The organism is Streptomyces sp. 8L, from assembly GCF_020176795.1.
In the GTDB taxonomy this organism is placed as follows: domain Bacteria; phylum Actinomycetota; class Actinomycetes; order Streptomycetales; family Streptomycetaceae; genus Streptomyces.
Genome location: NZ_JAIUKE010000211.1, coordinates 1 through 20732, shown reverse-complemented (window position 1 = coordinate 20732; position 20732 = coordinate 1). Strand labels below are relative to the sequence as shown.

The 20732-nt window shown below is 72.5% G+C and carries 18 protein-coding genes; 4 read left to right on the top strand and 14 right to left on the bottom strand.

Features of this window, described 5'->3' with window-relative positions; translation table 11 throughout:
• Positions 1–113: 113 nt before the first annotated feature.
• The 5 genes from LCE31_RS18965 to LCE31_RS18945 all read right to left on the bottom strand — a co-directional run bounded on the left by LCE31_RS18965 (position 114) and on the right by LCE31_RS18945 (position 6070).
• Positions 114–1541 carry an MFS transporter gene (locus LCE31_RS18965; RefSeq protein ID WP_225015702.1) on the bottom strand — a complete coding sequence of 476 codons (1428 nt, stop codon included), beginning with the start codon at positions 1539–1541 and terminating at the stop codon, positions 114–116.
• Positions 1534–1980: a MarR family winged helix-turn-helix transcriptional regulator gene (locus LCE31_RS18960; RefSeq protein ID WP_225015700.1), complete on the bottom strand. Its 447-nt coding sequence runs from the start codon at positions 1978–1980 to the stop codon at positions 1534–1536. The genes LCE31_RS18965 and LCE31_RS18960 overlap by 8 nt, the downstream gene beginning before the upstream one ends.
• A gap of 202 nt (positions 1981–2182) precedes the next feature.
• The gene (locus LCE31_RS18955; RefSeq protein WP_225015698.1) at positions 2183–3613 is read right to left on the bottom strand and encodes a M1 family metallopeptidase; all 1431 of its coding nucleotides are present in this window, start codon (positions 3611–3613) and stop codon (positions 2183–2185) included.
• 155 nt (positions 3614–3768) lie between these two features.
• A complete protein-coding gene (locus tag LCE31_RS18950) occupies positions 3769–5019 on the bottom strand; it encodes an FAD-dependent monooxygenase (protein ID WP_225015697.1) in 1251 nt (416 codons plus the stop codon).
• Positions 5020–5257: 238 nt separating this feature from the next.
• Entirely contained in the window at positions 5258–6070 is an 813-nt protein-coding gene (locus tag LCE31_RS18945) for an ArsR/SmtB family transcription factor (RefSeq protein WP_225015704.1), read from the bottom strand.
• 125 nt (positions 6071–6195) lie between these two features.
• On the opposite strand from LCE31_RS18945, the gene LCE31_RS18940 reads away from it, so the two are divergent.
• Positions 6196–6945 carry a hypothetical protein gene (locus tag LCE31_RS18940; RefSeq protein ID WP_225015695.1) on the top strand — a complete coding sequence of 250 codons (750 nt, stop codon included), beginning with the start codon at positions 6196–6198 and terminating at the stop codon, positions 6943–6945.
• 15 nt (positions 6946–6960) lie between these two features.
• Here the strand turns inward: LCE31_RS18940 and LCE31_RS18935 are convergent, their stop codons facing one another.
• The 4 genes from LCE31_RS18935 to LCE31_RS18920 all read right to left on the bottom strand — a co-directional run bounded on the left by LCE31_RS18935 (position 6961) and on the right by LCE31_RS18920 (position 9925).
• Positions 6961–7764: a DUF4111 domain-containing protein gene (locus LCE31_RS18935; RefSeq protein WP_225015693.1), complete on the bottom strand. Its 804-nt coding sequence runs from the start codon at positions 7762–7764 to the stop codon at positions 6961–6963.
• 234 nt (positions 7765–7998) lie between these two features.
• Positions 7999–8817 carry an SAM-dependent methyltransferase gene (locus LCE31_RS18930; RefSeq protein WP_225015691.1) on the bottom strand — a complete coding sequence of 273 codons (819 nt, stop codon included), beginning with the start codon at positions 8815–8817 and terminating at the stop codon, positions 7999–8001.
• Positions 8818–8857: 40 nt separating this feature from the next.
• Positions 8858–9094: a DUF397 domain-containing protein gene (locus LCE31_RS18925; RefSeq protein ID WP_225015689.1), complete on the bottom strand. Its 237-nt coding sequence runs from the start codon at positions 9092–9094 to the stop codon at positions 8858–8860.
• The gene (locus LCE31_RS18920; RefSeq protein WP_225015687.1) at positions 9095–9925 is read right to left on the bottom strand and encodes a helix-turn-helix domain-containing protein; all 831 of its coding nucleotides are present in this window, start codon (positions 9923–9925) and stop codon (positions 9095–9097) included.
• A 205-nt stretch (positions 9926–10130) separates the two neighbouring features.
• Between LCE31_RS18920 and LCE31_RS18915 the strand changes: the two genes are divergently transcribed.
• On the top strand, positions 10131–10607 hold the full coding sequence (locus LCE31_RS18915; RefSeq protein ID WP_225015685.1) for an ATP-binding protein: 477 nt from the start codon (positions 10131–10133) through the stop codon (positions 10605–10607).
• Positions 10608–10676: 69 nt separating this feature from the next.
• Positions 10677–11354, top strand: coding sequence for a DUF6624 domain-containing protein (locus LCE31_RS18910; RefSeq protein WP_225015683.1), 678 nt, complete (start codon positions 10677–10679; stop codon positions 11352–11354).
• 70 nt (positions 11355–11424) lie between these two features.
• Here the strand turns inward: LCE31_RS18910 and LCE31_RS18905 are convergent, their stop codons facing one another.
• Both LCE31_RS18905 and LCE31_RS18900 read right to left on the bottom strand, forming a co-directional pair.
• The gene (locus LCE31_RS18905; RefSeq protein WP_225015681.1) at positions 11425–12279 is read right to left on the bottom strand and encodes an ABC transporter permease; all 855 of its coding nucleotides are present in this window, start codon (positions 12277–12279) and stop codon (positions 11425–11427) included.
• The gene (locus LCE31_RS18900) at positions 12276–15179 is read right to left on the bottom strand and encodes an alpha/beta fold hydrolase (RefSeq protein WP_225015680.1); all 2904 of its coding nucleotides are present in this window, start codon (positions 15177–15179) and stop codon (positions 12276–12278) included. Before LCE31_RS18900 ends, LCE31_RS18905 begins: the two co-directional genes overlap by 4 nt.
• Positions 15180–15430: 251 nt before the next feature.
• Here LCE31_RS18900 and LCE31_RS18895 point away from each other — a divergent pair, with 251 nt between their 5' ends.
• On the top strand, positions 15431–15895 hold the full coding sequence (locus tag LCE31_RS18895; RefSeq protein ID WP_225015679.1) for a GNAT family N-acetyltransferase: 465 nt from the start codon (positions 15431–15433) through the stop codon (positions 15893–15895).
• A 22-nt stretch (positions 15896–15917) separates the two neighbouring features.
• Here the strand turns inward: LCE31_RS18895 and LCE31_RS18890 are convergent, their stop codons facing one another.
• The 3 genes from LCE31_RS18890 to LCE31_RS18880 form a co-directional block, all read right to left on the bottom strand.
• Positions 15918–17000 (bottom strand): NAD(P)-dependent oxidoreductase, encoded by a 1083-nt coding sequence (locus LCE31_RS18890; protein ID WP_225015678.1) that lies wholly within the window; start codon positions 16998–17000, stop codon positions 15918–15920.
• A gap of 87 nt (positions 17001–17087) precedes the next feature.
• A complete protein-coding gene (locus LCE31_RS18885; RefSeq protein ID WP_225015677.1) occupies positions 17088–19229 on the bottom strand; it encodes a sialidase family protein in 2142 nt (713 codons plus the stop codon).
• A 77-nt stretch (positions 19230–19306) separates the two neighbouring features.
• A complete protein-coding gene (locus LCE31_RS18880) occupies positions 19307–20563 on the bottom strand; it encodes an arginine deiminase (protein ID WP_225015676.1) in 1257 nt (418 codons plus the stop codon).
• Between the last annotated feature and the right edge of the window lie 169 nt (positions 20564–20732).

Here is a 20732-nt window from a genome sequence, read left to right as displayed (position 1 = left end):
GGGGTCGTACGGGGCCTTGCGGCGGGGGCGAGCGGGGGCCTTGCGGGCCTTTCGAGGGCCTTGCAGGGCGCGCGTTTGACGCGGCGCGCGGGCGTGGACCCGGCCGCGGTCGGCTATGTGGAGGGCTTCTCCTCCGCGCTGTCCGTTGTCGTTCCGCGGCCGAGAGTGCGGTCGAAGACGGTCAGCAGGAGGTAGAGGACACCGGCGCCGAGCATGATCCAGGAGAGCTGGTGCATGCCGCTGGTGTCGGCGCGCTGCCCGAAGGACGCGGCGGTCGCGGAGGAGGCCACCATCGAGCCGACGTAGGCGAAGGTACGCAGCAGTCCGGCCGACGAGGCGGTCCGCTCGGGATCGGACTGGAAGTACACGGAGTTCTGGAGGGCCAGGTTGTTCAGCCCCTGCGGAACGCCGAAGACCAGGGCGACCAGGAGCAGGCTCCACAGCGGACTGCCGCCGGTGAGGGTCAGCATCACCAGGCAGGCGGCGATCTGTCCGACCGAGCCGACCAGCAGCTTGCCGCGCACGCCCCGGCGCCGTCCGGAGACGATCGAGACGCCGATCGCCAGCAGGAACATGGGGATCTGCACCAGCCCCGCGTGGAAGGGCGAAAGCCCGTAGCCCTCCTCCGTCCACTGGCTGAAACCGTAGAGGAAGGAGTACGAGACGACGTAGGCCACGAGCGCGCGTCCGTACGTGGCGAGCAGGGGCGTGTTGCCCCCCAGGACGCGCAGGTCGATGAAGGGGACGGCGGCCCGCAGCTCCCGCACCGCGAACCCGGCTCCGGCGGCGGCGACGATCACCAGCAGGTACCAGTTGGCGAGGTGCAGGTTCATGAGGAACAGCAGCAGCGAGGTGAGCGTCGCGGCGAACAGCGCCATGCCCGGCAGGTCGAGCTGGGAGACCAGACGTCCTCGCTGGGGCGACTCGCCGGTCCCCGCGGACCTCGGCAGCCGCCACAGGCCCAGCAGGACGGCCGCGACGGCCAGCGGCACGTTCAGCCCGAAGGTGGCCCGCCAGCCGCCCACCGCGATCAGCACGCCGCCGAGCAGCGGTCCGACCACCGCGATGGTCTGATTGGCCACCGCGAGCGCGGTCAGTACGCCGCCAGGACTGTCCCGGCCGGTGCGCTTGGCCTCGCTGCGCACCAGGGCCATTGCCGCCGGATAGCCGCCGCAGGTGCCGAATCCGAGCAGGACACGCGCGGCGATCAGCACGCCCAGGTTGGGCGCGAGGGTGCCTATGACGCCCGCGACGCCGACGAGGGTGGTGCTGAGGAGGAAGAGCCTGCGCGGCCCGAAGATGTCGATGAGGCGGCCCACGACCGGCTGCCCGAGCGAGGTGGCCAGGTAGAGGGCGGAGACCAGCCACGCCGTCTGCGCGGGCGGGGCGCCCAGGGCCCTGCCGATGGGGATGAGCGCGACGGAGATGATCGTCGAGTTGACCGGGTTCAGGACCGAGCCGAGCATCATCGGCGGCAGCAGCCGCCGGTCGAAGCCCGGCCCCTTCGCCTCGGTCGCGGCGTCCGCCTTCACCTCAGTCATGCGTCAGCCTCTGCAACAGGGTCATGGCGGCGATCACGGTTCGTCGTTCCTCCTCGGTGCATTTGTCCTGCAACTGGCCGGCGAGCCACTCCGTCCTGGCCTGCCGCCCCTCCTCGACGCGCCGCTGCCCCTCCGCGGTCACCGCGATCAGCAGGCGGCGTCCGTCGTCCGGGTCCGGGCTGCGTTCCACCAGACCCATCGCGGCGAGGGAGGTGACGATCGCGGTCATCGACTGGTGGCGCACGCCTTCCACGGCGGCGAGTTCGCTCGCCGTGACGCCCCCCTTGCCGGCCAGGCGGCCCAGGACGGACGCCTGGCCCAGGGTGAGGTCCTCGGCCTCCGCGGCGTTCAGAATGCGGCGCCGCAGGGGGCCGATGACCGCACGGACCTCACGGGACGCCTGAAGTGCCGAGGGCGAAGGGCTCGGGTTCTCGCTCATGCGTTCCACGCTAAGGTCTACAGGCTTACCTGTCCAGTCTTACCTGTACAGCCTGCCTGCATAATTTTTCCCCACGCCACGGCGCCCACGGCGCACAGTCCGCGCCGCAGACGCGGTAATGCCGTGCACGCCGTAATGCCGTATACGCCGTACGAAAAGTCCGCTGCGGACCCCGGCCCGCCGGGGGCCCCCCCGCGGCCGCTCAGTGGCCGGACGGGAAGGCCGCCGGCTTGGCCGGGGTGTAGAGCCAGGTCTGGAAGAAGTCCTTCAGGTCCTGGCCCGAGAGGCGCTCCGCGAGCTGCCGGAACTCGGTGATCGTGCCGTTGCCGTAACGGTGCTGCGCGGGCCACGCCTTGAGGAGCTTCAGGAACGCGGTGTCACCGATGGTGTCGCGCAGCGCCTGGATGGCGGCGGCGCCCCGGTCGTAGACCGCGTCGTCGAACTGGTTGGCCGCACCGGGGTCGCCCGGCTTCACCGTCCAGAACGGGTCGTCCGCCGGGTGGCTGTCGTAGACCTTCCGCGCCAGCTCCTGCGGGGTCCCGGTCCCCTCGTGCTGCGCCCACAGGTATTCCGCGTATCCGGCGAAGCCCTCGTTGAGCCAGATGTCCGACCAGCGCTTCAGGGAGACGTCGTCGCCCCACCACTGGTGGGCGAGTTCGTGGGCGACCACGGACGTGTCGGTGGACGTGGCGAAGAACGAGGGGCTGTAGAAGACGCGGGTCTGCGTCTCCAGGGCGAAGTGGGAGGTGACGTTCGGGACGTAGCCGCCCGCCGCGTCGAACGGGTAGGGGCCGAAGTAGCCGCTCAGGAAGTCGATGATCTCCCCCGTACGCTCCACACTGGCCCGGGCGTCGGCCTTGACCTCGGGGGAGAGTGCGGTGCTGTACGCGTTGACGACCGGCACGCCGGTGCGCGTACGGCTGTGGGTGATGTCGAAGTGCCCGATGGCGAGGGTGGCCAGGTAGGTGGCCTGCGGCCGGTTCTGCCGCCAGTGGTACGAGGTGGTGGCCCCGGCGGTGCGCTGCGACACCAACAGGCCGTTCGAGAGGGCCTGTTCGCCCTTCGGCACCCGGACGGTGACGTCATAGGTGGCCTTGTCGAGCGGGTGGTCGTTGCTGGGGAACCACCACCAGGCCGACTCCGGTTCGTTGGCGGCCACACCGCCGTCGGGGGTCCGCTGCCAGGACGTGAAGCCGTACTTCTGGACGGTGGACGGAACGCCGGAGTACGTCACGGCGACGGTCATGCGGTGGCCGCGCGGGATGGTGCGGGCGGGTGTGATGACGAGTTCCTGCTCCCCGCTGGTCGCGAAGCGGGCCGGGCGGCCGTCGACGGTGACGGAGCTGACGTCGAGCGCGAAGTCGAGGTCGAAGCTGGTGAGGCCCTGGGTGGCGGTCGCCGTGACGACGGCGGTACCGGAGAGGCGGTCGGTGGACGGCTGGTAGCCGAGGTCGAGGTCGTAGTGCGAGACGTCGTAGCCGCCGTTGCCGTACGTCGGGTAGTACGGGTCGCCGATACCGGGCGCGCCGGGGCCGGCGTGGGTGCCTGCGGCGATCGCGGACGCGGTGGTGGCGGGCAGGGCGAGGGAGAGTCCGAGGGTGAGGACGGTGGACGCGATGAGTCTCTTGCGCACGGAAGGCTCCTCCAGCGTGGGGTGGTGCGCCTGGGGTGGCAGGTACACGGCGAGACACTAACCCCGGGGTGTCCGCCGTACCAGAAGGCGCCATACCGGAACGCACGCTGGCGCAAAGCCCGTTGACTGCCCGTCACGCGGCGCGGGCGGCCGTGTCAGCGGCTGTTCCTGGCGTGCAGCGATCCCGCCAGCCGGGGACCGAGCCACCGCTTGAGCCTGCGCAGGGACTCCAGCCGTCCGGCCGCGCGGTCCAGCCGGTAGTAGAGCTGCGGCGGCACGTACGGCAGCAGCGGCGAGTGGCGCTGGCCGAGGAGGGCGAACATCTGCTCGGGCGGCAGCCGCACATAGCGCGGCAGGTCCTCGTACCACCGCGCGCTGTAGCGCGCCGCGCTCTGCACCGACAGCAACTCGGCCCTGCGGACGCTCTCGTAGCGGGTCAGCGCGGCGTCGAGCGCGGCCGGGTCCGGTGTGCGGTCCGCGACACCCGCAGGGGCGGAGTGCAGCGCGGCCGTGAGCGCGAGGGCGTCCTCCAGCGCGAGGGAGGTGCCCGCCCCGATCGAGTAGTGGGTGGTGTGGGCGGCGTCGCCGAGCAGGACGACGTTGCCGCGGTGCCAGGTGCGGTTCGTCAGGGTACGGAAGGTCAGCCAGCGCGCCGGGCCGCCGCCCGCGCTTCCCCCGCCGGTGAGCGGATGGCCGTCCAGCACGTCGGCGAAGAGGTCGCCGAGCAGGGCCAGGCCCTCGGCCTCGGTCGCCCGGTCGAGGCCGAGGCCGCGCCATGTCTCCGGCGCGCACTCCACGACGACCGTGCCGGCCTCCGGCCCGAACCGGTAGGCGTAGCACCAGATCCAGCCGTGGGCGCTCTCGACGAAGGAGAACGTGAAGGCGTCGAAGACCTTGGTGGTGCCGAGCCAGAGGTAGGGGTTGCGGCCGACGGTGACCTCCGTGCCGAAGTGGTCGGCCCACCTCCCGCGCAGCGCGCTGCGCACCCCGTCCGCGGCGACGACGAGGCCGGCGCCCGCCGCTTCGTCCGCCAGGTCGCCCGGCTCGGCCTCGTGCCCGTACACGACACGCACACCGAGGTCCGCCGCCCGGTCCGCGAGCAGTTCGAGCAGCCGGTGCCGGCCGATTCCGAAACCCTCGTCGCCCCGGTGGCGGGTGGTGCTCCCGCGTACGTGCGCGACGCCGTCGCTCCAGCGCACGGACGCGTCCTCGACGGCGCGCGCCGACACCGGGTCGCCCGCGCGCAGCTTGTCCAGCAGGCTGCCCCAGTAGGTGACACCCCAGCCGTACGTGGAGCCGGCCGGATCGCGCTCGTAGACGGTGACGTCGTGGCCCCCGTCCCTCAGCTTCATCAGGATGGAGAAGTAGAGGCCGGCGGGCCCGCCACCGACACAGACGACCTTCACGCACACTCCCGGGTGACGACCAGTACGGCTACGGTGACGCACCGTAGCAGCGCGGGAGCGGTGGCAGGGGGCGCCTCGCGACGGACGTGGTGTCGCCGGCTCGCGCACGTACCATCGGGGCGGCCTTGCAAGGTGCGCCGCCGCCCCGCACCGGGCTTACGCCTCGGTCAGCCGGCTCACGCCTCGGTCCGGCCGGTTCATGCCTCGACCAGCCGGTTCACGCCTCGGTCCGGCCGGCTCATGCCTCCTCGGTCCCCATCGACCAGGGCGCCGTCGAAAGCGCCGTGCCGCGCTCCAGGAGGGACTTGAGGTTCGACAGCACCGCGGGCCAGCCCTCGGAGATCCCGGCCAGCTCCTCCTCGTCCGCCAGGTCCTCGTGGGTCACCGTGAGCTTCACGATCGCCTCGTACGGTTCGATGTCGAACGTCACACGCGACGGCACCCATCCCTCCGCCGCGTCCGGTGGCGCCCAGGTCGTCACCAGACGGGTCGGCCGTACGGACTCCGCCACCGTGCCGACGACGTCCGCGATGCCCGAGCCGTCCGCCCGCACATGCCGCCAGGCGGAGCCCTCACGCCAGTCGGACACATTGCTGTGCCCCCAGTACTCGGCCGTCAGGTCCGCGTCCGTCAGCGCGTCCCAGACCTTCTCCGCGGTGCTCTCGATGTACACGACGTACACGAACGACGGCCTGCCGCCGCCCGCGCCGCCTCCCTTGCTGTTACCACTGCCACTGCCACTCATGGCTTCCTCCGCCTCCTTCTTGATGTCCGCCAGGGCCCGGAGCCTGGGCCGTTCGAAGCGGTCGATCCAGCGCGCCTGCATCTCGTGCAGCGGCACCGGGTTGAGGTAGTGCAACTTCTCCCGTCCCCGGCGCACGGTGCTGACCAGATGGGCCGCCTCCAGTACCGCGAGGTGCTGGGTGACCGCCTGCCTCGACATGTCGAGGCCCGCGCACAGCTCGCCCAGCGTCCGGCCGCCCTGCCGCCGCAACAGGTCCAGCAGGAACCGGCGCGTCGGGTCGGCGAGCGCCTTGAACACCAGGTCCATCTCCGCAGTCACACCTCCATCATGCAACCATTTACTTGCATGTCAATCGGCGGACTGCCGGCGCGGCGAGCCGCCGGGACCGGCGCGGCTTTCCCCGCACAGGTTGTTCCGCCATACTTCCCGCCGTGGAGCAGCGAAGCGATACGAACATCCAGCCCGTAGCGGCGGCCGGGGCCGGTGTGGACCCGGCCTACGTGCCCGGTCTCGTGAACCTCCGCGCCCCCGAGGCCGAGGACACCGGGACCGGGGCGCAGACGCCCCCGTCACCCCGATCCGGCGGCACCGGCCCCGCCGCGAACGCGGGCGGTGCCGATGCCGACAGCGATGCGCCGGAACCCGCGAAGCCGGGAAAGCCGGACCCGGAAGATGCCGCCGGTACCACTGACGCCACCGATGCCACCGATGTCGCGGACGCCTCGGACGCCGCATACGCCGCAGACACCGACGAGGCGGACGACAGCTCGGACGGCAGCGCGGACGAGGGTCCCGACGACGGCCCCTCCCTCGAAGCGTCCGACCGGCGGGCCTCCATCACGGCCGGCCGCAGAGGCGTGCGGTTCACCCTGGACGACCAGGAGGCCGACTTCCGGTGGGACGAGATCGGCGCCGTCGAGGTCGTCGTCCCCCGGTTCGGCAAGCGGTTCGGTGTGGTCGTCCACACCCACCTGCGCCGTTCGTACGAGGCCGACGCCGAGGCCCCGAGCCGCGCCGTGCTCAAGGAGTGGAACGAGCGGCTCGACGCCGTGCTCGACGCGTACTTCGAAGACGAGGACGCCGAAGCCGCCGAGGCCGCCGAGCCCGCCGAGGGCGGGGACGGCAGCGGTGACGACACCGAGCGCTCCGGCGGTTCCGACGCCACGCCCGACAAGAGCTGAGCCCGGCGCGGGAGTTCAGGCCCGGGCCGTCGCGTCCTCGATCACCATCTCCACGAAGGCGAGCGCGTCCCTGCGCCGCGCCGGCGGCCCGGCATAACCCGAACGGCCTTCGCCGCCCCGCCGGATGCGCAGGGACTCGTCGAGTATCCGGTGCCACACGGGATCGAACGCGGTGTGCCCGTACTCCCCCGCCGCCGTCTTCGACACCGCCTCGCCCGTGACGAGTGCCTGGTGCGCCCTGCTGACACCCAGCACACCCCACTCGACGGCCTCCCCGCCCAGGACGGCGAGTCCCTCCGAGGTGAACGGCCGGGGGCTGCGCTCCCACCACGGCCGCCAGTAGCGCGCGAAGCCCTCGCGCGCCCAGCGCACCAGCTCGCCCGGCGAGGTGTCGACGGTGAGGTCCTGGGCGCCAGGGCCGCGCATCGTCACACCGTGACGGGACAGCACCTGCCAGGTGGCGGGCTGCCTGCCGTGCGGCACCGCGGGCAGCAGCCTGCTCCGGTGCGCGTACGGTCCCGGCGCGGCGCCGGAGGGGTCGTCCGCGAGTTCGTCCCACGTCACGTAGGGGCCCTCGAAGAACGGCCTGCGGACATGCCCGGCGAGCCGTTCGTGTGCCTGCTGGAGCGCCGCCACCTGAGCGGGCGACGGGGGCACCGCGGTGACCGCGACGAAGTCGATGTCCCCGCGGCGGCGCCGGAAGTCGTCCAGGGCCACGGAGCCCGTCAGGTACAGCCCTTGGACCAGGCCGGGAACGGCGGCGTCGGTCAGGGAGAGATATGCGCCGACGACCTCGCGCACGAGGGAATCCACAGTCACGGCGTAAGCGTGCCACGTGTCGCTCTGCGTGAAAAGACGCGTATATGGCGCACTGCCCGCACGGTCACGCACGCCCCGCTTCCTCCGTGTTCCTCCGGTCCACCTGCCCCGGGCCCTCCCGGACATGCCTGCTTTCCCGGACGTCCCGACCCGCCGGCCGCCGCCGGTTGCGCGCGACCGCTGCCGCTGCCGCTTGCGACCGCGACCGCTACCACTCGCTGCTGCTCGCGACCGCTACCGCTTGCGGGCGACCGCGGCGTACATCGACACCGCCTCGTCGGAGGTGCCGGCGACCGCGATGCCGTCCGGGTGCCAGTTGTGCGGCGTCACCACGCCCGGCTCCACCAGGTCGAGGCCGTCGAAGAACGCCGCCACCTCGTCGCGGGTGCGCAGTTGGAGCGGGATGCCGCCCCGGTGGTAGACCTCGGCGACCCCCGCCCACATCTCCGGGGCGAAGTCGGCGGTGCAGTGGGAGAGCGCCAAGTAGCTTCCCGGGCACAGCTGGTCGAGGAGGTAGCGCACGATCTCGTACGGCCTGTTCTCGTCCGGCACGAAGTGCAGCAGCGCGTTGAGCGACAGGCCCACCGGCTGCGACAGGTCGATCGTCTCGTGCAACTCGGCGCTCTGGATGATGGTTTCGGGCTGGCGCGCGTCCGCCTGGATGTACGTCGTACGGCCCTCGGGCGTGCTGCGCATCAGCGCCTCGGCGTGCCGCAGCACGACCGGGTCGTAGTCCGCGTACACGACGTGGGCGTCGGGCGCGGCGTCCTGCGCCACCTGGTGGAGGTTGGGCCGGGTGGGAATGCCCGTCCCTATGTCCAGGAACTGCCGGACGCCCGCCTCGGAGGCCAGGTACCGCGTGGCGCGGTGCATGAACGAGCGGTTCACGCGGGCGGTGATCTTGATGGTCGGGAAGACCTCAAGGACCTTGTTCCCGGCGATCTCGTCGGCTTCGTAGTAGTCCTTCCCCTGAAGGTAGAAGTCGTACATGCGCGCCGGGTGCGGCTTGCTGGTGTCGATGTCGTCGAGCGACACCTGGTCGAGGTCGGTCATCTCGGTCCGTCCGTTTCTCGGTGATAACCCGGTGGTACGCCTACAGCAGGAAGTCGGCGAGGCCATTCTTCGCGCCTTCGACGAAGCACGCCATGGCATCGTCGGAACAAATCAGCGCGGGGCCGCCCGGATCGGTGGACTGACGGACCGCCACCCGGCCGTCGTCCAGCTTCTTCGTCTCCACGCAACTCCCGCCGTTGGGGCCGCTCCAGGGCTTCTCCCAGCCGTCGGCACCGAGGTCGTCCGACGGCATGCCGTTGTAGATGTCCTGCTTCATTCAGAGCTCCTTGCGTATGTTCTGGAGAAACGCCCTGGTCTCGGGCACCGAGGCGGCCCGCGCCGCCAGGTTGTCCAGTACTTCGAGATAGGCGGCGCTGTCCGGGCGGCGGTCCAGGTAGACCGCGCCCGTCAGGTTCTCGGTGTAGACGATGTCCGGCAGTTCCGTGAGATCGAAGCGGAAGAGGTGGAACGGGCCGAACGCCCCCAGGTGCGGCCCGATCGCGAACGGCATCAGCTGGAGCGTCACGTTCGGCATCGCCGTCGCCTCCAGCAGGTGGTCCACCTGCGCCCGCATCACGTCGGGCGAGTCGCCGACGGGGCGCCGCAGCACGGACTCCTCCAGGAGTATCCAGAGCATCGGGGCGCCGGACTTCGTCAGCAGCTGCTGGCGCTTGACCCGCAGGGCCACCCGCCGGTCGAGCTCCTCCTCAGTGCCGTGGGCGCCCGCCCCGAGGACCGCGCGCGCGTAGTCCTCGGTCTGCAAGAGCCCCGGGACGTAGTGGGGTTCGTACGTCCTGATCAGGCTGGCCTCGTCCTCAAGGCTCACGTACGCGCTGAACCAGCCGGGCACCGCGTCCCGGTAACGGTGCCACCAGCCGGGCCGGTTGGCGTCCTTCACGAGCTCGGTGAACTGCTCGGCCTCGCTCCCCGTCACCCCGTACGTCTCCAGCAGGAGCCGCACGTAGGGCAGTTTGAAGCCGACCTCGGAGTTCTCCATCCGCCGGATCGTCAGCGGTGTCACGTCGAGCACGGCGGCCGCGGCCTCGCGGGACACGCCCGCGTGCTCACGCAGTGCGAGCAGCCGCTTCCCGAGCACGATGCGCAACACGGTCGGCGAACTCCCGCTCCCCGGCGATCCCGAGACTCCCGGAACCCCAGATCGGGCATCACTCACCACACCGTCACCACCTGACGCTTCCTCACCAGTCGAGTGTGACAGGTGCTCCCTGCACAGTGCCAGAGCGATGACGCGCATTCTGAAATTATCAGACAGTTAGTTGCGGCGTGACCGAGTCAGCGCGCATAGTGAGCGCGTGGCTCGTATCAAGGAACAGGTGGCACTTCAGCAACGCGCCGCACGGCCGGTCGAGTTGCTGTCGCCGGACCGGGACCCGGAGGTCCGCGCGCGTGCCTGCACGCACGCCTTCCCGCGGCGGCACGCGTCCGTCTCCGCGGCGCGGCGCCGGGTCCACGCCCACCTGCGGGCCTGCGACCTGCCCGGCGAACTGTGCGACCTGGCAGAGCTCGTTGTCTCCGAGCTGGTCACCAACGCCGTTTTACGCACGGAGAGTTCGGTGGTGAGCTGTACGGCGCAGGTCTTCGCGCACGGCGTGCGCGTGGCGGTGGACGACGAGGGGCCCGCGGACGCGCCGCCCTCCGGCCATGGAATGTTCCTGGTGGACAGGGTCGCCGGGTCCTGGGGCACCCTGCCGGGCGCGGACGGCCGCGGGCGCACGGTCTGGGCGAGCGTCTGTCTCGCGGACGCGGAGTCCGGGAGAGCGGAGCGGTGAGGGGTTCGGGACCGGCGGCGCCGGGACGAGCGGGCTCCGAAGGCCGGCCGAAGCGACCAGGGGTGCGCGATGCGTGAGACGAACGGTACGGGCCGCACGAGCCAGGCCCCTTCGCCCGCACCGGCGTGCGCGCACCCGCCCGACGCGACCGGCACTACCGGCACGGCTGACGCGACTGACATGCCCGGCGGGACCGACGTCACCGGGGCGACCGGGCCGGACGACCTCTGCGGGCTCGACGGCCTGGCCCGCGAACTGCTCGACCGGGTCGCGCAGGACAGCGCGCTGACGGCCACGGCGCACCGCCTGCCGGGCCCGCACGCGCGGCGGCGGCTCGTCCGGTGCCGTGCGGCGAACGCGGCGGCGCTGCGGGAGATCGTGGAGGAGCACGGCTGGCCGTCGGCGGCCCTGGTCGGCGCCGAGGCGTCCACCGCCGCCCTGATGATCCTGCTGCACGCGGACGACCTGCCGCTCCAGCTCACGGGCCGCGACCTCATCACGGACGCCGTGGAGCGCGGGCAGTGCTCGCCGATCCACGCCGCGTACGCGACGGACCACTGCGCGGTCGAGCTGGGCAGGCCTCAGCCGTACGGCACGCGCTACACGCCGCTCGGCCGGCCGTTCCCGGTCGCGGACCCTGACGGGGTCGACGCGCGCCGGGTCTCGATCGGGCTGCGGACGATGGCGGCGGAGCGGCAGGCCCTCGCCGACATACAGCTGCGCCACCTGAACCGCGCCTCGGCCTGATCCGGGCGGGGACGGCGGGGCGGGGGGGTCGGCGCCACGGGGGTGCGCCGGGCCCCGGCCGGCCCCCGCGTCAGGACACGATGTCCTTCCGGGCGAACCCGCGGAACGCCAGCGCGAACAGCACCAGCGCGTACGCGACCGACACCGCCGATCCCTTCAGCATTCCGGCCCACTCCCACTGCGGCTGGAGCACGTCGATCCAGGCGAACTGCCAGTGCGCGGGCAGGAACTGGCGCCAGTCACCGAGCGCCGTGACCGCGTCGAGGACATTACCGATGATCGTCAGGCCCACCGCGCCGCCGACCGCGCCCAACGGCGCGTCCGTCTTCGTGGACAGCCAGAACGCCAGTCCCGCCGTGACCAGTTGGGACACGAAGACGAAGACGACGACCAGCGCGAGCCGGAACAGCGCCTCCCCGGTGGGCAGGGAGCCGCCCGTGGGCAGTTCGAGCGGGCCCCAGCCATAGGCGACGGTCCCGACCGCGAGCGCGACGAGTGGCAGCAGCACGATCGCCGCCGCGCTCATCCACAGGGCGACGATCAGCTTCCCGGCCAGCAGCCGGGCGCGGGGCACCGGGGCCGCGAGCAGATAGCGCAGCGACGACCAGCTCGCCTCCGACGCCACGGTGTCCCCGAAGAACAGCGCGACCGGCACGACCAGCAGGAACCCGGCCGACACGAACAGCGCCGTCGCCGCGAAGTTGGCGCCCGACCTGGTCGCCGTGTCCATCAGCGTGATCTGCCCGTTCGCCCCGCCGGGCGTGCCGCCGACGGCGAACGCCACGACGAGCACGAACGGCAGCAGCCCGAGCACCAGACCCATGGCGAGCGTCCGCCGCCGCTTCAACTGCCGTACGGATTCGACTCCGACGGGCAGGGTGCGCCGGGCCCGGTACCCGGGGGCGGACTCGGTGAGCGTGCTCATACGGCGCCTCCTGGGGCGACGGGCCTTGAACCTTCGGTGACGAGGCCGCCGGCCGGCTCGCCGTCGGCCGCCGCTCCCCCGCCGGAGATGAGCGTGAGGAACGCGTCCTCCAGGCGCCGGTAGGGGCCGACTCCCGTCAGCCGTATGTCGAGCCGCAGCAACTCGGCGAGCAGCGCGTTCGTCGTCGCGCCGCCGAGCTGTACGAGCAGGCCCGCGTCCGTCCGCACGGCCGAGGCGACGCCCGGCAGGGCGGCGATGTCCGCGACGGCCGACGCGGACAGCTCCTCCTCGGTGCCGACCAGCAGCGTGTCGCCGGAGCCGGTGATCTCCGCGACGGGCCCCGCCTGGACGAGCCGGCCGCGATGCATCACGACGAGGTGCGTGCAGGACTGCTCGACCTCGGAGAGCAGATGGCTGGAGACGATGACCGTGCGCCCGTCGGCCGCGTACTTGATCATCACGTCCCGCATCTCGCGGATCTGCGGCGGATCGAGGCCGTTCGTCGGCTCGTCCAGGATCAGCAGATCCGGCAGGCCCAGCATGGCCTGGGCGATCGCCAGCCGCTGGCGCATGCCCTGCGAGTACGTGCGCACGGCACGCGCGAGCGCGTCGCCGAGGCCGGCGATCTCCAGCGCCTCCTCGATGTGCGCGTCCTCGGCGGGGCGGCCGGTGGCGCGCCAGTACAGGTCCAGGTTGGCCCGGCCCGTCAGGTGCGGCAGGAAACCCGCGCCCTCCACGAACGAGCCGACCCGCGACAGCACCGGGGCACCCGGCCGGACCGCGTGCCCGAAGATCCGGATCTCGCCCGCGTCCGGCCCGATGAGCCCCATGAGCATGCGCAGCGTGGTGGTCTTGCCCGCGCCGTTGGGCCCGAGCAGGCCGAGCACCTGGCCCTTCTCCACCTGGAACGACAGGTCGCGCACGGCGTACCGGTCGGCGGACTTCGCGTACCGCTTCGTCAGGCCCGTGATCCGCAGCGGCACCTCCGCGAGCTCCGGCTCCGGCGGAGCTGCGGCGGATCGCCGCCGGGCGGTGAGCAGCAGGGCCGCGGCGACGACGAGGCCGGCCGACGGCAGCCCCCACACCCACCACGGCAGCGCGGTCGAACCGGTGGTGAGGGCGGGGTCGGTGGGCAGGGAGATCCCGCCACCCGCGAGCGACACCCGGTACACGGCCGGCGCCGCGGGCGACGCGTACCCGAGGTCGGTGGCGGCGAGGACGACCCTGAGCCGGTGGCCCGCGGCGACCTGGTGGTCGACGGCCGGCATCGTGATCTCGACCGTCCTGCCGTGGGCCGCGCCATCGACGCGGACCGGGGTGACGAGCTGCGAGGGCAGCACCTGCCCGCCGCCGCCCGGCCCGACGTCGTAGACCTTGCCGAAGAGGACGGCCCGCCCGGTGGACGACGACACCCGCACCCGCAGGGTCGGTGAGCCCGTGATCCGCAGGGAGTGGGCGAGGGGTCCCGAGACGAACTGCGCGTACTGCCCCGGGAAGTCGAGGGACAGCCCGAGCCCCGCGGCGGACAACCCGCTCACGTCGCTCCCCGAGCCGGAGTCCGAGCTGCCCGAGCTGCCCGAACCATCGGAGCCTGTAGAGGAGTCCGAACCTTTACCGGAGTCCGAACCGGAGTCCGAGCCTCCGGACCGGGCATCGCCGCCCGACGAGGCGCCGGACCCTCCGCCGCCCGCCCCCGACGCGAACGCGCCGAGTCCGCCGAGCCCGGGCACGGCGGAGATCGCCGGGGGGCTGCCGCCCGCCGGATTCGCGAACGTCTGCGTGCCACCCGTCAGCGCCAGGCGCGCCGGGTCGCCCGCCAGCCCCGGATAGCGGTCGGCTTCGGCTCCGCGCAGGTCCGTCGCGCCGTCCGTGGAGTCGATCCCGCCCGTGCGGCTGACCCGGAACGCGGGGCCCGTGTCCGCGCCCTTGTCGCCCTTCAGGTAGTGGTCGAACCAGTCGGCGACCCGGCCCCGCACCCGGTCCGTCTCCTGGTCTCCGCCGTCATGGCCGCCCGCCGTCCAGTCGACCGCCACCGGAGCGCCGTTGCCCCCGATCGCCTTCGCCATCGCGTCGGCCTGGCCGAGCGGAAAGAGCGAGTCCGTCTGCCCCTGCACGATCAGCGACGGCACGTCGATACGGGCGGCGACCGCCGAGGGGCTGCGTTTCTCCAGCAGCGCCCGGTCGGCCGCCGTCGGCGTGCCCGACACCGCGACCCGGTCGTACAGCTCGCACAGGCTCGCCTCGAAGCGGGTGCAGCCGCCGCCCGTGGAGAAGAAGATCCCGGCCCAGAGTTTCTTGAAGACGCCGTCGGGCATCAGCGCGTCCGCGAGGTTCCAGTACGTGAGCTCGGGCGCGATCGCGTCGACCCGTCTGTCGTACCCGGCGGCCAGCAGCGAGATCGCGCCTCCGTACGACGCGCCCGTGACGCCGACGCGCGGATCGCCCGGCCCGTCGAGGCGGACCTGCGGCTGCCGGGCCAGCCAGTCGATCAGCCGGGACACGTCCTTCACCTCGTACGCCGGGTCGTTCAGCCCGATCTTGCCCGTCGACCTGCCGAAGCCGCGGGACGACCACGTCAGCACCGCGTACCCGTCCCGCGCGAGGGCTTCCGCCTCGCCGCGCACGTCGTCCTTGCTGCCGCCGAACCCGTGCGCCAGCAGGATCGCGGGCCGCCGGCCGCCCGCGCCGCCGCCCGGCCCCGTGTCGGCGACGAAGAAGGACGTGTCGATCCTCGCCCCCGGCATGTCCATGAACCGGTCCGCACGGTGCACGGCGGGCACGCCGCCGCCCGACGCGGCGACAGCGGTCCACGTCCCGGCGCCGACGAGCACGACGAGCACCGCCAGCACCGCGGTCCACCGCGCGTGCGGCCGGGGCCGCCAGGGCATTCGGATCTCCATGCCCAAACTCTAAGCGGGACCACTGACAGTGACGGCTCGTCACCCGAGCCGTCCCTCGATGGCAGGCCCGCAGGCCCCGCCACGGCGCCCGACACGCGCCACGCGCAACACGTACAGTCCACGGCACGCACAGGACACGCATATGACACGAAACGAACATAATCATAGGTACCGCGTTTACCGTACGCATCGCATGCACCACGGACAACACCGTGACACGCCCCCACGCCCCGCACGCAGAGAGGTGTCCCTTGTCGACCGGCCTTTCCCTCCGTGAGGCGACGACCGTCGCCGAACTCATCACCGCCCAGTACCTGTTCGACGGCACCGTTCGCGAGGAATGGGCCCGCCGGTTCCTCGGCGCCGACGGACACGTGATGCTCATCGCCTACCTGGACGGCACCACCCCCGTCGGTTTCGTGTCCGGCGTCGAGATGAGCCATCCGGACAAGGGCACCGAGATGGCCCTGTACGAGCTGGAGGTGGCCGAGCCGTACCGCCGCATGGGCATCGGCCGCGCGCTGACGCGGGCGCTCGCCAGCCGCGCGGGCGAACACGGCTGCTACGGGATGTGGGTGGGCGCCGACACGGACAACGTGGCCGCGCGCTCGACGTACCTGTCGGCGGGCGCACGCGACGAGGGCCCGTCGACGATCCTGGCCTGGAACTTCGACACCGCCCCGCGCACCGGACCGGACGGGGCCGGCGCACCCTGACGTACCGGACGTACCCGCCGGGTCAGCCGGTCACCACGGGGACCCCGGCCGGGCGGCCGGCCAGCAGCGCGGCGATGTGGTCGGCGCACTGGAGCGCCGCCGTCGACATGGCGCTCCGTGTCATCCCGGCGATGTGCGGTGTGAGCAGGGCGTTCGGGAGGCCGAAGAGCGGCGAGTCGAACGCGGCGTGCTCGTGCGCGAAGGTGTCGACGGCCGCCGCCGCGAGCGGATGCGCCGGGTCGGCCAGGGCATCGGCGAGGGCCCGCTCGTCCACGATGCCGCCCCTCGCGGTGTTCAGCAGGATCGAACCGGGCCGCATCAGGGCGAGTTCCGCCCGGCCGATCATCCCCCGGGTCGACGGGGTGAGCGGTACGTGCAGCGAGACCACGTCGCTCGTCGCGAGCAGAGCGGCGAGCGAATCCGTCCGGGGCACGGGCACCGGCACCGCGTCGGCGGCCACGGCCGGGCGCCGCGCGAAGCCCTGGACGGACAGGCCGAGCGCGTCCGCACGCCGTGCGAGCGCCTGCCCGATGCGGCCCAACCCCACGATTCCCAGAGTCAGTTCCGACAGTCCGCGCGCGGGCGTGGCGGGCGCGCTCCAGCGACCGCTGTGCGCGGCCTCGTTGTGCGCGGGCAGCTCCCTGGCCAGGGTGAGCAGTTGGGCGAGGGCGAACTCCGCGACCGCGGTGGCGTTGGACCCCGGCGTGTGGGTGACGGCGACGCCGTGCCGGCTCGCCGCAGCCAGTTCGACGTGGTCGGTTCCCGCCCCGGCCCGGCCGATCACCCGCAGGGGCCCGTCCAGTCCGGGATCGGCCGCGGCGGCGAGGAAGGCGGCGCGCAGCGGCACGCCCGCGCGGGACTTCACCGACCGGTGGCCGGCCCCGTCCCGTACGGTCGCGGCGATCAGCGCCCGCTCGTCGAAGGGGTCGAAGTCGGTGAACTCCACGCGCTCGCCCCAGGCCGCCCGCGTCCTGACCGGGTCGTCCACCCGCCGAAGGTTCAGTGTGATGGCAAGGCCGTGGCCGAGGAACCGTTCCAACTCCGAGTCCAGCAGCCCGCCGGGCGCCGCGTCGACCAGCAGCACACGCGCTCGCTTGGTCCGCACGCGCCTCCTCCGCCCCTGCCTCACGTTCCCGGCCCGGGCCGTCCCCTTCGAACGTGTGGATCACTCTACGCGGCCCGTACGCGGGGACTACCGGTTCCCGGCGCGTACCGAGTCGAGTGGCAGCCACAGCACCGGCGGCGGCCCGAGGGAGGGGGAGAGCGCGGAGGCCGGCACGTTGAACGCGCGGAGGGCAGCCAGCTGACGTGCCGTCAATGCGCGTGCGTACAGCCGCACTTCATCCAGGTCACCGGTGAAGTGGCTTCTGCTGTCGACCGACTGGCCGATGTGCACCCCGAACGGCGACGTCTCGCTGACCGAGCCCGCCACCCCCGCGACACTCGTGGACCGGTCGTCCACGGTGAGCGTGAGTGTGCCGCCCGCGCGGCGCAGCGCGACGAAGTGCCACCGCCCGTCGCCGTACGGTACGTCGAGGGCGGTCGACGCGGGCGCGACGGGCGACGGTCCGTCCTGCGCCATGACGGTGCCGACGATCCACCCCGGCCTCCCGCCGAGGTCCGCGTTCCCGTTCCCGTCCGCCGTGCCGGCCGGTTCCACGCCCAGTGTCACCTGGGGCTGGTGCGGACCGGCACCGCCCATCGACAGCAGCGGCAGCGCACCGCGCACCGGCGCCCCCGAACGCGTCCTCACCCACAGGCTGATCGTGAAGTCCCTTTTTTCCAGGGCGAGTTGACGGCGGTACGGCAGACGTACCGCGTCGTCCGCACCGTTGAAGGAGAGCGCGTCGCCGAACACGCCCGGGACGGTGCGAGCCCCGCCCAGCACGTACGCGTCCGGCGCTCCGGGGGCCAGGTCGCGCGTCCGTGCGTACGGGGCGGGCGGCGCGCCGAGCCAGTCGTCGGTGAACCGCGCGAACCGGATCTCGTCGGTGGCGCTGACCGCGCCGCCCTCGTACAGCAGCCCCGTCGTCCCGCCCGGCACCCGGACCAGGTCGGAGTAGCCGGACCAGTCGGTGGTGACGATCCGGCCCTGGTCGACGGCCTCCCAGGTGCGGCCGTCGTCGTAGGAGGCGCGGATCTCCATGGTGCGGCGGCGGGCCGGGTCGGCGGGCGAGGCGAGCAGCAACCGGTCCCCCAGGCGCAGCAGGGAGCCCTCGACGCCGGGCGCGTAGAGGTCGGGCACGGCGGAGAAGGGGCGCGCGAAGCTGTCGCCGCCGTCGGTGCTGACGGCGTAGTCGCGCGTGCCGAGGTCGGTGCCCGCCTCCTCGCGCCCGCCGATGTAGAGGGAGCCGTCCGCGCGCTGCACCATGGCGAGTTCGGACGGCTTCTGCCGGAAGGTGCCGTCCTCGGGCGAGACGGGCCAGCGGTCGGTGGCGCCGAGGTGCCAGGTCGCGCCGTGGTCGTCGCTGTGCACGAGGGCCGCGTAGTTGGCGGTGGTACGGCCGTCCGCGTAGCTTTCCGCGTTGACACCGAGCACGAGGCGGCCGGGGTGGGGCCCCGACGTCAGCTGGATGCCGTGGTTGGGGCCGGTGGCGTACCAGGAGTTCCAGGCGGGGTCGCGGATCGAGGCGGTCAGGTCGACGGGGCGGGACCAGGTGGCTCCGTCGTCGTCGCTGTGCTGCATGTGGGGGGTGCGGTCGCAGGGCGTGGCGCAGGGCACACCGCCCTGGGTGGCGGCGTTGTACGTGGTGGCCAGGTAGACGCGGCCTGTGGTCCGGTCGACCACCGGCTCCGGGTTGCCGTGCGTCTCGCCGCCGCCCGGATCGACGACCTGGAGCGGCGTCCATGTCCTGCCGCCGTCGAAGGACCGCCGGAGGACGACGTCGATGTCGGTGGCATCACCGCAGTTGAGCTTCCGCCCCTCCGCGAAGGCGAGCAGGGTGCCCCGCACGGTACGGACGAGGGACGGGATGCGGAAGCACGCGTAGCGCGGGTCGGCGCGGGCGGTGAACAGCACGGACTGGCTGAATCCGGCCGCCGTGTCCGCTCCGGCCCCGCCCGCCGCGCCGCCTCCGGGGGCGGCTGCGGAGGCGATCGCGGGAGCGACCGCGGGGGCGATCGCTCCGGGGCCCGCACCTCCCTTCGCTCCGACTGCCGAGGCGGCGGCGGGGCCGGCCGCGAGGGCAGGCACGACGGCGACCAGCGCGGCCAGAACCGCGAGGACGGCCCGGACGGCCGGGACGGCTCGGACAGTTGCGGCCCGGTCGGGCGAACCGGCGCCGTGGACCCGGACCGGGGCGCGGGTGTGGCCGCGGGAGCGGTCTGACGTCATGGCCTGCGTGCCTGCCTTCGTGCGTACGGACAAGAACCCACCGCGGCGCCCCACGCGCCTCTCAACTCCGCGCCGTCTCAGTACGACACGGGCTCCCGGATCAACGGGCAGGTCATGCAGTGTCCGCCGCCGCGCCCCCGGCCGAGTTCCGCGCCGACGACGGTGACGACCTCGACTCCGGCCTTCCGCAACAGCGCGTTCGTCTGCGTGTTGCGGTCGTAGGTGAAGACCACGCCGGGTTCCACCGCCACCGCGTTGTTGCCGCTGTCCCACTGCTGGCGCTCCGACGCGTACACACCGCCGCCCGTCTCCACGACCCGCAGTTCCGGCAGGCCGAGCGCTCTGGCGACGACCGCGACGAACGGTGTCGACCCCTCGTCGGTGATGTCGAAGCCGGGCGCACGGTCGCTCGGGCGCAGCGAGAAGGTGCGGACGCTGTCCATGATCTTCGGGTAGAGGCTGACGATGTCGCGGTCGGCGAAGGTGAAGACGGTGTCCAGGTGCATCGCGGACCGCAGTCTCGGCATCCCGGCGACGATGACGTGTTCGGCCGCGCCCGCCCGGAACAGGGCCGCCGCGACCTGGGTGATGGCCTGCCGCGACGTGCGCTCGCTCATGCCCATCAGGACGACTCCGTTCCCGAGGGGCATGATGTCACCGCCCTCGAACGTCGCCTGGCCCCAGTCGACTTCGGGATCGCCCCACCACACCGTGGCGCCCGCGAAGTCCGGGTGGAAGCGGTAGACGGCGGCCATCAGCAGGGTCTCGTCGTGCCGGGCGGGCCAGAAGAGCGGGTTGAGAGTGACACCGCCGTACAGCCAGCAGGTGGTGTCACGCGTATAGAGGGTGTTGGGGAGCGGCGGCATCAGGTACTCGCGTCCACCGGTCGACTCCCTTACGAGGGCGGCGTACGGCGGCCGGTGCTCCGCGGGCAGGTCGGCCACCGCGAGCCCGCCGATCAGGAACGCGGCGAGGGCCCGCGGTTCCAGCGACTCCAGGTACGCGCGGGTGCTGTCCACCAGGCCGAGCCCGACCTCGTTGGGCACGATCTTCCGGTCCAGGAGCCAGGACCTGGCATTGGGTACGGCCATCGTCGCGGCGAGCAGGTCGTGCAGTTCGACGACGTCGACGTCGTGGGCGCGCAGCTTCGCCACGAAGTCGGCGTGGTCGCGCTGGGCGTTCTCCACCCACATCACGTCGTCGAAGAGGAGGGAGTCCGCGTTGGTGGGGGTCAGCCTGCGGTGGGCGAGGCCCGGCGCGCAGACGAGCACCTTGCGCAGGCGCCCCACCTCGGAGTACACGCCGAGCGCGGCGGTGGAGATGTCGTACGTCATGGCGGCGGGGCCCTTCCGGAGGAGGGGAGGAGACCGGGGCGGGAGCGCGGGCGCGAGCGGGCAAGCGGTGGAAAGTGATGGAAAGTGGTGGGGCGAGCCGAGGCTACCGAAGAAACGCCCGGTTTTTCGGGTAGATGCCGGTATGGATACGGCGCGCCACGGACCCCGG

What these genes read in the sequence shown, in the direction of transcription:
- LCE31_RS18965 (WP_225015702.1), bottom strand. Translation starts at nt 1,541, where the DNA reads ATGACTGAGGTGAAGGCGGACGCCGCGACCGAGGCGAAGGGGCCGGGC.
- LCE31_RS18960 (WP_225015700.1), bottom strand. Translation starts at nt 1,980, where the DNA reads ATGAGCGAGAACCCGAGCCCTTCGCCCTCGGCACTTCAGGCGTCCCGT.
- LCE31_RS18945 (WP_225015704.1), bottom strand. Translation starts at nt 6,070, where the DNA reads ATGGACCTGGTGTTCAAGGCGCTCGCCGACCCGACGCGCCGGTTCCTG.
- LCE31_RS18930 (WP_225015691.1), bottom strand. Translation starts at nt 8,817, where the DNA reads ATGACCGACCTCGACCAGGTGTCGCTCGACGACATCGACACCAGCAAG.
- LCE31_RS18925 (WP_225015689.1), bottom strand. Translation starts at nt 9,094, where the DNA reads ATGAAGCAGGACATCTACAACGGCATGCCGTCGGACGACCTCGGTGCC.
- LCE31_RS18910 (WP_225015683.1), top strand. Translation starts at nt 10,677, where the DNA reads ATGCGTGAGACGAACGGTACGGGCCGCACGAGCCAGGCCCCTTCGCCC.
- LCE31_RS18905 (WP_225015681.1), bottom strand. Translation starts at nt 12,279, where the DNA reads ATGAGCACGCTCACCGAGTCCGCCCCCGGGTACCGGGCCCGGCGCACC.
- LCE31_RS18900 (WP_225015680.1), bottom strand. Translation starts at nt 15,179, where the DNA reads ATGGAGATCCGAATGCCCTGGCGGCCCCGGCCGCACGCGCGGTGGACC.
- LCE31_RS18885 (WP_225015677.1), bottom strand. Translation starts at nt 19,229, where the DNA reads ATGACGTCAGACCGCTCCCGCGGCCACACCCGCGCCCCGGTCCGGGTC.
- LCE31_RS18880 (WP_225015676.1), bottom strand. Translation starts at nt 20,563, where the DNA reads ATGACGTACGACATCTCCACCGCCGCGCTCGGCGTGTACTCCGAGGTG.